Genomic DNA, 14,547 nt, shown 5'->3' on the forward strand with positions numbered 1-14,547 from the left:
TCCTTTCATTTTTAGAGGTCATAATCGTAATCAAATAAACTTACAAATCTAAATATAGCGACTGATTCAAATTTCGGCAAAGCTTACTACTAAATACAAATTACGAGTGCTACATAATTTATTCTACCTAAAATTCTGCAATAATGCAATACAGTTAAAATATAATATGATACTGTTTTTGCAATAAAAATCCCCTCAACGCAGACCTGAAAATTTGAATTTCAAGTTTCTGCTATGAGGGGGTTAGATTAAGTTCCTGTTATTAAACAGCCGTTATTTTTATTTGAGATAATATGTTGAGTTGCCAATCTGACCGTCAATTCCGGTAAAGCCTGATGCGCAGCAAACATAAACGCGCATATTAGCAGTACCCATTGACGGAACTGTCAATGTACCGTTTGTAACATTTTTAACATCACCTGTTACGGCATCAACATATTTTCCGTTAGGAATATTCTTGAATGTTGCATCGCCTGATACAGATACACAAGCAAGACTGTCGGTTGTATCATCTGTATAACGGCGGATATAAGCCATGTCTCCGCTTACATAATTTGAAGATGTTGTATACTGACCTTTTTGCAAAGCAGGAACTGCACGTCTTATTGCATTAAGCTTCATAAGATGCTGGCTAAGAGTTGAGTTAAGGGTATCTGCCACTTTTCCCGAAGCAGTATACTGACTGAAATCAGTTGCAGTAACGTCACCTTCAAGATAATTGCCGTAATATGCGCGTCCTGTTGTTGACAAAGGCGCATTAGGACCAACGTCAATAACAGCGCCCTTTTGGAATTCAACTTCTGAACCATAGTAAAGACACGGAATACCACGGAATGTGAACATAAGGTCAAGGTCTTCCGCCCACGTCTGTGTACCACCTGCAAAACGATTCTTTTCGTCAGGCTGCTCAGGAGCATAGTCGTGTGAATCAACATACATTACATTATATGTAGAGTCGTTATAATATTTATCGCCTGATTTTGCAACACCAAAAGCACTCTTTGCATTACCGAACAATCTGTGCATCTGGAAGTCAATTGCATTCATTCCCGAAGCCATTGAGGTATCAGGTGTGTGATAAGTAATGCCGTTAAGAAATGCATTATCTGATGTTGGCTCATCACTGGTATTATCCTCTTCAAGATAATGGTCAAATGTTACGTCCATATTATTTGCAACATCATCAATTGATGTACCCCATGACCACTTGTCAACCCATTTTGAATTTGATTCTTTCCAAGTATAGTATGGTGAAGATTCTTCGGCATGGCCACGATACCAAACATCTGTAAATCTTGTGCAAATTTCGCCAAACATAAGGAAGTTGGACTTGCCTGCTGCCTTAGCTGCCCCGAGAATTTGATCATTATACATAAGATTAAGAGCTATTCTCGGAATATGACGAACGGTATCTACACGGAAACCGTCAACGCCCATATTTATGTACTTGCTGTATGCATCAACTGTGTATTCTGCAACTGCCGGATTTTCTGTGTTAAGGTCAACACAGTCGCCGGCTATCTGACAATACTTACATGACCAATCATCCCAGTTTAAGCTTTGGAAGTAACCTGTATGGTAATAGTTGTCTTTATTATAGATTTCACTGCTTGACAGTTTGTTAGTACCATAATCAGATTTGTCAGGCAGAGTTCCTGTCGAGTTTCCGTTATCGGAAGAATAAGTCAAATTCTTCATTAGATTTAATCTTTCCTGATACTGCACTGCAGGTTTTTGACTCCAATATTCTTCAGCAGAATTAAGTCCGAAAGCCTTAAGCAATGTATCTGTCGGAACCATAGATTCTTCAAGATTTGACAGGTCTTTTGAAGTATCCTTTGTAAACAAATTACAGAAATATGATTCACCAAAGTTGCCTGTATGGTTCCAGACAACGTCTTGATAAATCTTCATTCCCTTAGCATGGACAGCCCTGATTAAATCTTCATATGTAAAATCAGAACTTTCATAACGAGAGTCAACCGTACTAAAGTCCATAGCATGGTATCCGTGATAATCATAGCCCGAAGCATTTGTGACAACCGGTGTTACCCAAATTGCTGAGAAGCCAAGAGCCTTTATGTAATCGAGCTTTTCTGCAAGGCCCTTGAAATCGCCTCTCCATGCAGGGTCGGAATCAGGATTATTTGCGGTTGCGTCGTCCCAACAATGGACGTTATTGCCTGTGTCTCCGTCATAAAAACGTGTGGTAACTACAAAGTAGATACTTTCCTCACGTAAATCGTCATCGGATACAGGATCCGGATTATCCGGATTATACTTAGACCACTTGCCGTTGTCAAACCACCAGTCGGTTGATGCGGCAGAAGTAAGTTTTTGTTCTTTTGAATATTGTTTACCATTTGCATCGGTAATAATTGCGTTAATTTTTGTAACATCATTAACGGTGTATGTAAACCAATTGTCTGAGTTTGTCATCTTATCGCCCGGATAAGACTTTGACATTGCGTCATTTGTGGGAAGTCCGTTCCACAAGTATACATAAAGCTGTGAAACGCCATCCTGACGGGCGTGAATTGTTATTGAATTCTGGTCTGCCGCAACGCTGTTATCAGACTCTTTGCTTTCGGCTGAAAAAGCGGTGAAAACTCCTGCCGTTGTAGCAACGAGCATAGCGAGAATCAATGCGCAAACCCTTCTTATACGCTTCATAATATTCTCCTTAGTACTAAAACAAAAAATTGTGTTAGTTTTATACCTAAAACCCTAATGCCTAATGAAATAAAATAATAAAATTTTGGTGTCCTGTGATTAATGCAATTGCAGTAATTGGTCTAATTCCCTAAAAACACAATCAGGCTGTTTGCTAACGACACTATGCCGTGCAAACAGCCTGTTACTCAGCTAAACAAGGAAACACATCGCTATATTAAATTGTTAAGCCGAATTTTGTTCGTTAAGCAATTGTAATATAATATTGAATTATATCATTAGTTTGCAAGCATTTTCTGGATAAGTGTTGCATCAATAATTGTTACAACGCCGTCCTTGTTTACATCAGCAGCTTCAAGTTTTACGGAGCTGAAATTCTTGAACTGAGCAAGATACTTCTGGAGATAAGTTGCATCAAGGATTGTTACAACGCCGTCACCGTCAACATCGCCAAGAACTACACCTGGTTCAGCCGGTGATGTAGTTACAGGAGCTGTTGTTGCCGGAGCTGTTGTTGGAACAGGAGTTGTTGGTTTAACAGTAGTCTCAGGTGGCATTGTGATAGGAGCTGTTGTTGTAGGAACGTCTCCGCTTACTACTGTGTAGTTATATGTTTTATTTACGGTGCTATTGTCAGAACCCTGAACATAAACGTTTACAGTATATTTACCTGTGGTGTTCGGTGTGAACTTGTATGTACTGTTAAGTGTGTAGTAAGGTGTATTCTGAACCCCGTTTGGATCAGTTACAACATACTTATAGAAAAGAAGGTTTGTGCCGGTCTTACCGCCGCCTGCTTTTACTGAAACTGTTGTAGCAGTATTTACCTTGATAAAGCCAAGGTTTGCAGGAGTTACAGACTTAATTACCGGCTTTGCAAGTGAAGAATCATCTTCAACATTAAGATTAAGTGTACGGCTGTTTGTATTGCCTGCTCCATCCTTGAAATCAAATGTGATTACATACTTACCTGTTGTATTAGGAATCCAAGTTGTTGAAGCTGAACTGCTGAAGTTTGAAATAACAGAAGTTGCACCGCTTGGATTTGTTACTGAGAACTTGTAATAAACAGATGCGCTGTCTGAACTCTTTGCCTCTGCTGAAAGTGTTACTTCAACACCTGTATAAATTCCTGATGCAGGATCAGCTGTATATGACTTAACCTGGATTGGGCTTGTGTCATAAATACCTTCCCAAGTTCCCTTGCTGTTATTGTAATAATAACCGTTTTGAGCTGTAAGGTCACCTGTCTGTGAAGCACCGCCATCATTAAAGATACAATTCTTGTATTCTTTAGAAGCCTGATAAATCCAGAAGCCGTCGCCGATGTTTGTCATCTTTGCACCAGGCCATGCTGCGTTGCTGTCAGTTGAGTCACTCCACATATAGCAGGTTGGATTTGACCAGTTTGCATCGTTCTTAAGATAAACAACTGTGCCGTCACCCGGTGTAATCGGTGTTGTAGGAGTTGTCTCAATCGGCTCGTCGCCGCCGGAGTATGCGGACCAAGAACCTGTGCTGTTATCATAAATATAACCGATTTTTGCGGTAAGGTCTTTTGTTTGTGAACCTCCGTTGTTGCTGAAAATGCAGTTTGAGAATGTCTTAGGAGCTGTATACTTATAAACATCCGAGCTAACCTTTGTCATTGCAACGCCCGGCCATGAACCGTTTGTATCAGATGTGCCGTTCCACATATAGCAGGATGGGTTTGACCAACCTGCAGAGTTCTTAAGATATACGGTGTAATTACCTGAAGGTTGCTCAGGAGATGTAGCTGCTGTTACATTCTGAGTTGTTGCAGCCTGAGAATAATCTGACCATGTACCTGCTGACAAATCATAGATTTTTCCGTGACCTGCATAGCTAAGGTCTTTTGTCTGTGAAGAGCCGTTGTTGAAAATTACATTTTCATAATTTCCGTCAAGCTTGTAAGAATAAACGCTATTACCTTCGCTTGTCATCTTAACGCCCGGCCAGCTTGTATTGCTGCTGTTACCTGTCCACATATAGCAATACAGAGTGGTCCAGCCGTTATTAGCTTTTACATATACGGTGTCACCCGTAGCTGCAAACGCCTGAGCAGTTCCTGCACAAATAGCCGAAACTGCGAGTACCAAGCACAAAATTGTACTTAATACCTTGTGCTGAATTTTGATCATAAGATATTCCTCCATTTTCATAGTATTAGACCATACTACAATATTACTCTATTATAATACAATATCTGCTAATTTCCTTTTTTCCGATAAAGAAAATAATCATTAATTTGCACGCCAAAAAAGCAGTGCACTATTTGTGCAACTTAAACAATAATAGGAATATAGTATTTTCATCGGTAAAATTAGAATTTTAGCACATTAAAAAAGCTGAAAAAACAATCATTTTATAATAGTAAACACTGAAATATCATTTGATTTTATCCCAATATGCTTTAAAAGCCTGCTCGTTTTTATTATCGCCATATTTATAGTATACTCTGTCTTTAATAATGTCTGGCAAATATTGCTGATATGTATAATGATTAGGATAATCGTGAGGGTAGATATAAAACTGACCTTTATTTTGATTGTCTTCGCCGTCATAATGCATATTTTGCAATTGTCTCGGCACCTGACCGATTTTTCCGTTTTGAACATCGTTTACGGCACTGTTGATTGCGTTATAAGCAGAGTTTGATTTTGGCGCATTGCATACCATAACTACGGCATCTGCCAATGGTATTCTTGCCTCCGGCAATCCCACCGCCTGTGCTATGTCTACACACGACTTTACAATAGGAATTATCTGAGGATAAGCAAGTCCAACATCTTCGCAGGCACACACCATAAGTCTGCGGCACGCACTTGGCAAATCACCTGCCTCAAGCAATCTTGCAAGGTAATGGAGAGCTGCATTTGCATCACTTCCACGCATACTTTTTTGATAGGCAGACACAATGTCGTAATGCTCGTCACCGTTTTTGTCATATCGCATAGAACTTTTCTGCACAAGTTGTTCCACAGTTTCAAGCTTTATGCTGATAACTCCGTCAACTCTATCAGAAGCAATTGCGGAAAGTTCAAGTGTATTCATAGCCTTGCGAACATCTCCGCCGCAGCCTACTGCAATCTTGTGTGCGCAATCTTTTGGCAACTCAATTTTAACACCCTGTTCATATTCAAGCATAGCGGCGGCACGAAAAACAGCTTTTTGGATTTCTTCGGGCGGAACGGATTTAAACTCAAACACGGTTGAACGGCTTAGAATTGCATTATATACATAGAAATATGGGTTTTCCGTGGTAGCTGCAATAAGAGTAATACTGCCGTCCTCGATGTATTCCAATAATGTTTGCTGTTGTTTTTTGTTAAAATACTGAATTTCGTCAATATATAGCAAAATTCCGTTTATTCCCGAGAATGTGTCAAGCTGTGCAACTACCTCTTTAATGTCGGCAGTTGAAGCGTTGGTTCCGTTAAGCTTTTTAAATGTTTTGTTGGTTTTATGTGCAATATAATTTGCAAGCGTGGTCTTGCCGACGCCTGACGGTCCGTAAAATATCAGATTTGGCACTTCTCCGCTTTCTATAATTCTACGCAGCGGTTTACCCTCTCCAAGCAAATGTTTTTGTCCGACAATATCGTCAAGGTCAGTAGGTCTGAATCTGTCAGCCAAAGGTTTATTCATTAAAATTACCTCGGTTAAAACAACGGGCGAACAAAGTCCGCCCGTAAATTATTATTAAAATATAATTGATTATTCGTACAAAGGATACTTTTTGCAGATAGCTTCAACACCTGCTCTTACTTTGTCACGGCTGTTCTCATAATCGTTAAGAACAAGTGTGATGTACTCGGCAATCAAGTCCATATCCTCTTCATTCAATCCTCTTGTGGTGACTGCGGCTGTACCGATTCTTACGCCGCTTGTAACAAACGGTGAACGCGGTTCGCCCGGAATTGTATTCTTGTTTACAGTGATATAGCAATCATCAAGACGAGCTTCAAGCTCCTTACCTGTAACATCTGTGTCACGAAGGTCCATAAGAAGAACGTGGTTATCTGTGCCGCCTGATACAAGCTTGTTGCCTCTTTTGAGGAGTCCCTCGGCAAGTGCTTTACAATTTGATACAATTTTTGCACCGTATTCCTTAAACTCAGGCTTAAGTGCTTCACCAAAGCAAATTGCCTTTGCAGCAATAATGTGCATAAGCGGGCCACCCTGTGTGCCCGGGAAGATTGCCTTATCAATCTGCTTTGCAAACTCTTCACGGCAAAGAATAAGACCGCCGCGAGGACCTCTGAGAGTTTTGTGGGTTGTTGTTGTAACAAACTCACAATACGGAACAGGGTTAGGATGAACACCTGCAGCAACAAGACCTGCAATGTGAGCCATATCTACCATAAGATAAGCTCCGACTGAGTCTGCAATTTCACGAAGCTTTGCAAAATCAATGATTCTCGGATAAGCGGAAGCACCTGCAACTATAAGCTTAGGCTTGCACTCTTTTGCAATTTCAAGAACCTTATCATAGTCAATTCTGTGAGTTACGCTGTCAACGCCGTAAGGAACAAAATTGAAATACTTACCTGAAATATTAACAGGAGAACCGTGTGTAAGATGTCCGCCCTCGGTAAGGTTCATACCCATTACAGTGTCTCCAGGTTCAAGCATTGCAAAATATACCGCAGTGTTAGCCTGAGCACCTGAGTGTGGCTGAACGTTTGCGTGTTCTGCGCCAAACAACTCACAAGCACGCTTGCGGGCAATTTCTTCAACAACATCAACATATTCGCAACCGCCGTAATAACGCTTTCCCGGATAACCCTCAGCGTATTTATTGGTAAGGTGGCTTCCCATTGCTGCCATTACAGCAGGAGAAACGATATTTTCACTTGCAATAAGCTCAAGATTTCTGCGCTGTCTTTTAAGCTCATTTTCCATTGCTTCTCCGATTGTCGGGTCATAATCCTTAAGATAATCAAGTCCGATGATATTAGGTAATTCGCTCATATTATAACTTCCCCTTATATAAATTTTACGGCTGACGCCTATATAATCAGTACGCTTCAGAGCATTGCAAAGCTCTTTCTCTTAACACGTACAAATCTTCAAGTGTTGAAATTTTTCCTGCTTCATTTCTCAGGGCAGCAGCCCCTCTGACTCCCTTAAAATACCCCACAACAAGCTTTCGAGCCTGCAAAAGTGCCATATGCTCGCCCTTGTATTCGACCATTTTGGAGATGTGCTGAACCATCACATCAAGTTTTTCTTCAAGCGTTGGAAAAACAAGCGGTTTTTCGGGGTTTTCAAGAAATGAATTTATCTGAGAAAATATCCACGGATTGCCAAGCGTTGCCCTGCCAACCATAACAAGTTCGCAGCCCGTGTAATCCATAATCTCTTTTGCTTTTTGGGCGGAGTCTATGTCTCCGTTTGCAATAACAGGAATTTTAACCGAATCGTGAACATTCTTTATAATGTCATAATCCACGGACGGTTTATAATACTGCATCCTTGTTCTTCCGTGAACAGTAATTGCGGCAGCGCCGGCTTGTTCACATATTTTTGCAACCTCAACGGAATTAACGCTGTCATCATCCCAGCCCTTACGGATTTTTACGGTAACAGGTACGTTACTTACTTTTACTACGGCATTTACAATCTCTCCGCAAAGCTGCGGATTTCTCATAAGTGCCGCTCCGCTTCCGGCAGAGCTGATTTTCGGGGCGGGACACCCCATATTTATATCAATTATATCGGGATTTTGTTTCATTGCAGACTTTGCAGCCAAAGCCATACATTCAGGCTCGCCGCCAAAAATCTGTATTCCGCAGGGACGTTCAGACTCCGAAATTTCCATAAGCTCTTCGCTCTTTTTATTATTAAATGAAAGAGCCTTTGAGCTTACCATCTCACTCACGCAGTAACCTGCGCCGAATTGTCTGCAAAGTTCCCTGTATGCCCTGTCGCTCACTCCTGCCATTGGAGCAAGAAACGCAGGCGACTTAAACTCTACATTTCTTATTTTTGTAACTTTCATGCTTTGTTACCTGCGGAATGCTTTTTGTCGAACTTTGTGCTTAAAAGCATTATAACTATTACAAGTATTCCTACTCCGACGCACGCCCAAGAAACCAGTCCGGCAACATAGTTAGTTGAATACATCTTTGAACTTACGGTTTTAGGAACTGTCGGAGCAACAAATTCAGTGGTAGCGGTCTGTTCGGATTCATTTGAATTTACATTTTCAGTCTGCTGAACTTGTTCTGTATCCTGTTGCTCTCGGGTTTCCTCGGGTGTATCTTCCGTTTCAGGCTGAACATATTCCGTTGTCTGAGGTTCAACGTACTCGGTATCAGGCGGAACATATTCAGTTGCAGGTTCTACGTATTCTGTGGCAGGTTCAGTTTCCTGCTGATACGGTGCTTGGGTTGCAACGCCCACATACTCACCGGTTTCATCATCATATCCGTCACCGTCATTGTCTGCGGCAAAAGCCGATAACGAACAAAACACGGCAATCATCAAAGCAGCAATAAGGCAAATTGCCTTTTGCATTAAATTATTAATCTTCATACCCATACTCCGATATAAATATTTTGGCGTATATATTAAGATTATATCAAATAGGAGTATTTTTTGCAAGTTTTTTGACAATATTCCGAGTATTATTCTCCAAGCACATTGTAAAGAACGTTTGCAAGCAGCTGAGCCGTATACTCTACCTCATCAATTGAGTTTGCATCTGTACCAATCTCAATAAGAAGCGAACCGTCGCACACATATTCATTGTATGCAAAAAAGTCAAAGCTCATAGGTCTTGTCATCCCCGGATACATAGTTTCTGCCGTATTCTGAATTTTAAGTGCAAAGTTCAAATTGTTCTGCCAATTTTCAAAACCTCTTTCATTATATATGTCGCAACCTGACAAAACCATTATCTGCGCCGCTTTTTTATCATCATATGTAAATACCGTTTTTACTTTGCAATCATCTGTTCCGAGTGCGTCTCTGTGTATATCAAGCACTACCTTTATATCACTGTATTCCGACATATCGCTCTGAACCGTTTGAACGCTTCTGTCGTATGAACCGTTATAGGTAGAGTCATGAACCGTTTTATCGTGTAAGGTTTTTATTCCCTTTTTATTAAGGGTATCCGCAATCACGTTACCGACTGCAACAACGTTAAAATCCTCGTTTTGTGTGCGTGAATAAAAGCTGTCGTAAAAATAATCAACATCTTCGTCCATATATCCCTCGCTTGTATGCGTATGATATATAAGAACCTGAGGCGAATCGGAGTTTTCTTTTACTTTAAAGGTAAGCGGTGTTTTTAAAATTGATTCAAAATCAAAGTCAAGCCCGGTTTTATTTTTGACAAAACAATTCTCAACCTGCGTGCCGTCTGCACCGATTGTTTTTTCTGCAATGGAATACTTTTCTTCCCCTGTGTGGTCTGCAAAAGAATCATAGTAATTGGACTTATCACGATTTGATTTATCAACGGGTTTATAGCTTTCTTCATTGGTTTTCTTTCCCGCAGACGGTGTAACCGAAGAAGTATCAGGTTCGGTAGCAACAGTTTCTTCTTTATTATCCGAAAGCCTGTATTCCCCGTCTGCAAGTGTAAAAACGGCAGCAGCAAGAGCCGCAGAATTTTGTGAGCCGAAGCACTCGGGCAATCGGCGAATCAAACAAAATACTGCGGTTATTACAATTGCAAATGAAGCAACAACTTTTAAAAATTTTGGAAATTTTCCTTTTCTTTTCAAAATATCACCTGCTTGATAAATTTATATGCAGATAGATTTTTTCTATGATTATCAATTACATCAGCGAAACCAAATCGGCAAGTTCAAATTCATTTTGAATTGCAGCATTAAGGGCAAATCCAATAAGACGAGAAGCCCGTTCAGTGAGCAAGTCAATCTCACGAGGAGTAATTATCATTTGTCTGCCGTTTGGTTCTATGTGGTTTGTCTGTTCTGCGTGCAGTTTGCCCTTGGTCAAATCATTTGCAAAAGTTTGAACATCTACTACTGTAGGAACACCGATTGCAATCACAGGTACGCCGATAGTTTCCTTTGTGATTTTTGTTCTGTGATTACACACACCTGCGCCGGGGGAAATTCCTGTATCGCTGATTTGAAGTGTGCAGCCAAGGCGTTCAAGCCTGCGGGAAGCAAGAGCGTCAATTGCCACAACTGCATTAGGACGTATACGCTTTACCACGCTGAGAATATATTCCCCTGTTTCTATGCCCGTTTGTCCGGTAACCCCTGTTTGCATAACCGCAACAGGGCGCAGTTTGTCGAGTCCTGTTGCCTTTGCTATCTCTCCTGTTATGTGTCGGGTTGCAAGCACACGTGAGCTTGTCTTTGGCCCGAGAGAATCGGGAGTAATCTCCATATTTCCCAAACCTACTACAAGCAAAAGTCCGTGCACTGGCAATAGACGTCTTATTTCAAGTCCGATTGTCTTTAGGCGATCGTCTGTTTCGGTAAAGTTATCAGTCAAAGACGGAAGTTCAATCGTGATGTATGTTCCTATTTCTTTGCCAAGCTCCTGCTTTGCCTTTTGATTTTTTACGGTCAACCTTGAAATTTCAAGGCCGTTTTCGCTGTAAGTCTTAAAATCAACACCGCTGATATGTTCTCCTGCAATTTCTCTTGCTTCAACGGCGAGGTCGGTTCTTAGCTGCATAAGCTCAAATCCTTTTCATTATAAACTTACAATTATTATTGGCACAGGATAATTTTATATTCTTTACTTTCAAATCTAATTTTGATATAATAACTTATAATTAAAATATAATTATAAAAATTATTAGAGGTAATGCTATGAAAATTAAAATATTTAAAGCTTCCGTGGCTGCTATCGCCGCAATTTGCTGCATTGCAGGCACGGCTTCAGTAGGAGTTACTGCTGCAGAAATAGACGAAAGTGAATTAGTATCTTATAATTTAGATAACTCAGAAGATACCACAACTCCGTCTGAATCAGAACTGCCTGAAAGTTACAGCTCAAAAGATTTGGGATTTGTTACATCTGTAAAAAAACAACCTTATAACGACTGCTGGGCGTTTGCCGGACTTGCTGCTCTTGAATCTAAACTGATGAAAAGCGGTTATAATATTGAGAGTATGTCTGAAAGCCACCTAAACGCTTGGGCAACAACCCGCTCAAATAACAAAGGATGGATAAGAAATTACACAGGAGACGGATACGGTACAACCGCTTTGGGATACTTTACATCATGGCAAGGCGGAGTTTTTGAAAGCGACGCAGGACAAATTGACGTAACAAAAGTTGAACACGGCGATGACGTTGCAACAGGTCTTGCAAAGTACGGCGTTACAGGAATTGAATATCTTTCAAAGGATAATCCCGAGGAAATAAAACATGCAATTATGGAAGACGGCGGAGTTTATTCGGCATATGCACACGCACCCGCATGTCTGTCTGACGACAGAACAGCATATTACATGCCAAGCGCATATATTTCAGGATATACAGGTCACGCAATTGAGGTAGTCGGCTGGGACGATAATTACTCAGTTGACAACTTTAAAACTCCTCTGAACATAAAGCCAAATAATCCCGGTGCATGGCTCATCAAAAACAGCTGGGGCAACAACAATTCGCTCGGCGGATATTTTTGGATGTCATACGAAGATAAATTCATATTTGCAACAAAATACAGACCATCATATTCAATTAAATCCGTTCAGCCGATCAACGATAATACTAAACTTTATCAAAATGAAATTGACGGTGCAACATATGAGTTTTCATATATTAACAGCGACAGTGTTACATACTTGAATAAATTTGATTTTTCAGACGGTTATAATACGCTTGACAAAGTCATATTTAAGTCTGAAAGTCTTAATTCCGATTACTCAATTTATTATGTTCCGACAGATAACGGCACACCAACAGCAAATACAGACGACTGGACTAAACTTTACAGCGGAAGCGTTGATTACAAAGGCTACATTTGCGCAGATATAGATGACTATACTCTTCACGAGGGGTCGGGCTCTATTGCAGTAACCATTGACAGTTCAAACGCTGACAATAACGCAAATGCATCTATCGGAGTTTGTGAATGGCTAAAAAATACAAGTTCAAAAAACTATGTGTTTATTAATGATTCAAAATACGGCGACAGTTATATTTATTACAACAATACAATGACAGACGCGATGGACTGGTATAAAACAAACAACGATGATGAACTCGGAGGAACATTTGTTATCAAGGCTGTCACTACAAAACCCGAAACTCCCCTTATAGGCGACGTTGACCTGAACGGAGTAGTTGATATTAGAGATACGACTGCAATCCAAAAATACATTGCAAACATAGTTCAGCTTGATGAAAAGGCAATGCTGAATGCGGATTTTAATGCGGACGGCAGAGTTGATATAACCGACGCAACCACTATTCAGCAATATCTTGCAAAAAATGATGATTAAAAAGTTTTCAATAAATATAGCTTAACAAAACAAGCGGTAGATTCATAACTACCGCTTGTCTAAATCATTATTCACTTTATGGTTTTACCGCAATATCACATTGAAATTTACAACCAAGTTATATAATTAAAAAAAGAAATAAAACAAAAAGTTTCGAAAATCACTCTCGAGGCTTATCAAATCAATTAAAACAACTCATATTTACAGCTTATCAACAAAAAGAAAACCTGCCATAGCGGCAACTATGGCAGGAAAATAAAAGAAGCGAGAAGACAATCCCTCCTCAAATATTATTTTATTATATGTGATATATTTTGTCAACGCATATCACGAATGAGGAGTAAATAAAAATGAAGAATTGGGTAGTTATTCTATTACTAATCGTGTTTTTCCCTGTGGGACTTTTTCTTATGTGGGCAAAAACCAACTGGAAAAATAAGACGAAAATCATTGTAACTGTTGTTATTGCCGTTTTATTTTTGCTTAGCATGGTTTCAAATTTAATGAATTATAGTAATACTATTGCTGTATTAGAATCAACTATTGCAACAACCGAAGAAACAAGACCTGAAATTACAACCGTTGAAATTACTACTATTGCTCCAACTACTATTGAACCCACAACCGAGGAACCGACCACTGAAGAGCCTACAACCGAAGAAATAATTACAGAACCCAAAGCAGAGGCGGCTTATGAATCTTCTTTGGAAAAGGAAAAATCTAATAATAATTTTCTAACATATGACAACGAGGAGCAACAAAACACAAACGAGTATGTTCTCAACACAAACACCAAAAAAGTACATAAAGCTTCTTGCAGCGAAGTAAAGAAAATTGCTTCCAAAAATTATGCCACTATTTCAAATTTAGAAGACGCATATGCGCAGGGATATAAACCTTGCAAAAAATGTAATCCGTAAAATAATATTTTTAACTCCTGTATTTTAGTAATACGGCAACTGCCAAACCGTTTCTATATATACTTGGAGGTTATTTTTTTACTGAAGAAACAAAAACAAACCTCCTATGGTAGAATTAAAAAAGAGACCGCCGAAAAGTTTGTGTAAAAGTGAATAATAGACTTCCTTTCAAGCAATAATGGAAACAGAAAAATTAAAGCTTGAAAGGAAGTTTTTTTAATGGAAAAAGTACCGGCAGAAATGATGAGAGAATTTGTAAGAAGTCAGAAATTCACCTCAACAGATGAAGTTATGACAGCAATGAAAAATATGTTCAAGGACATTCTTCAGGAGGTTATGGAATGTGAGCTTGCAGATGAGCTCGGCTACGAGAAAAGCGAAAGAACGTCGAATGATGAGTGTAGCAATAAGTCGAAAAATTACAGAAACGGCTACTCAAAAAAGACGATAAAAACACAGATGGGAGAGCTTGATATTAAGGTTCC

At 39.7% G+C, this 14,547-nt stretch carries 11 protein-coding genes; 3 read left to right on the forward strand and 8 right to left on the reverse strand.

Annotated features, from left to right (window positions below):
* Positions 1–279 precede the first annotated feature (279 nt).
* From BLP46_RS07305 to gpr, 8 genes are all read right to left on the reverse strand, one after another.
* A complete protein-coding gene (locus BLP46_RS07305) occupies positions 280–2,673 on the reverse strand; it encodes an alpha-amylase family glycosyl hydrolase (protein ID WP_092977723.1) in 2,394 nt (797 codons plus the stop codon).
* A 278-nt stretch (positions 2,674–2,951) separates the two neighbouring features.
* Positions 2,952–4,835, reverse strand: a complete 1,884-nt coding sequence (locus BLP46_RS07310; protein WP_167669212.1) for a starch-binding protein — start codon at positions 4,833–4,835, stop codon at positions 2,952–2,954.
* 247 nt (positions 4,836–5,082) lie between these two features.
* Positions 5,083–6,342, reverse strand: coding sequence for a replication-associated recombination protein A (locus tag BLP46_RS07315; protein WP_092977727.1), 1,260 nt, complete (start codon positions 6,340–6,342; stop codon positions 5,083–5,085).
* 69 nt (positions 6,343–6,411) lie between these two features.
* Complete coding sequence (gene glyA, locus BLP46_RS07320) at positions 6,412–7,668, reverse strand: serine hydroxymethyltransferase (RefSeq protein ID WP_092977729.1); 1,257 nt, start codon at positions 7,666–7,668, stop codon at positions 6,412–6,414.
* A 46-nt stretch (positions 7,669–7,714) separates the two neighbouring features.
* Complete coding sequence (gene dusB / locus BLP46_RS07325; RefSeq protein ID WP_092977731.1) at positions 7,715–8,698, reverse strand: tRNA dihydrouridine synthase DusB; 984 nt, start codon at positions 8,696–8,698, stop codon at positions 7,715–7,717.
* Positions 8,695–9,234 carry a hypothetical protein gene (locus BLP46_RS07330; RefSeq protein ID WP_092977733.1) on the reverse strand — a complete coding sequence of 180 codons (540 nt, stop codon included), beginning with the start codon at positions 9,232–9,234 and terminating at the stop codon, positions 8,695–8,697. Before BLP46_RS07330 ends, dusB begins: the two co-directional genes overlap by 4 nt.
* Before the next feature lie 92 nt (positions 9,235–9,326).
* Positions 9,327–10,433, reverse strand: a complete 1,107-nt coding sequence (gene spoIIP, locus BLP46_RS07335; RefSeq protein ID WP_167669213.1) for a stage II sporulation protein P — start codon at positions 10,431–10,433, stop codon at positions 9,327–9,329.
* Positions 10,434–10,488: 55 nt separating this feature from the next.
* Complete coding sequence (gene gpr / locus BLP46_RS07340; RefSeq protein WP_092977737.1) at positions 10,489–11,364, reverse strand: GPR endopeptidase; 876 nt, start codon at positions 11,362–11,364, stop codon at positions 10,489–10,491.
* A gap of 137 nt (positions 11,365–11,501) precedes the next feature.
* Here gpr and BLP46_RS07345 point away from each other — a divergent pair, with 137 nt between their 5' ends.
* The 3 genes from BLP46_RS07345 to BLP46_RS07355 all read left to right on the forward strand — a co-directional run.
* Entirely contained in the window at positions 11,502–13,142 is a 1,641-nt protein-coding gene (locus tag BLP46_RS07345; RefSeq protein ID WP_092977739.1) for a C1 family peptidase, read from the forward strand.
* 350 nt (positions 13,143–13,492) lie between these two features.
* Positions 13,493–14,062: an Ada metal-binding domain-containing protein gene (locus tag BLP46_RS07350; protein WP_092977741.1), complete on the forward strand. Its 570-nt coding sequence runs from the start codon at positions 13,493–13,495 to the stop codon at positions 14,060–14,062.
* A gap of 219 nt (positions 14,063–14,281) precedes the next feature.
* On the forward strand, positions 14,282–14,547 hold a 266-nt coding region (locus BLP46_RS07355; RefSeq protein WP_207645216.1), incomplete at its 3' end, for a transposase.

The organism is Ruminococcus sp. YE282, from assembly GCA_900101355.1.
In the GTDB taxonomy this organism is placed as follows: Bacteria; Bacillota; Clostridia; order Oscillospirales; family Acutalibacteraceae; genus Ruminococcoides; species Ruminococcoides bromii_A.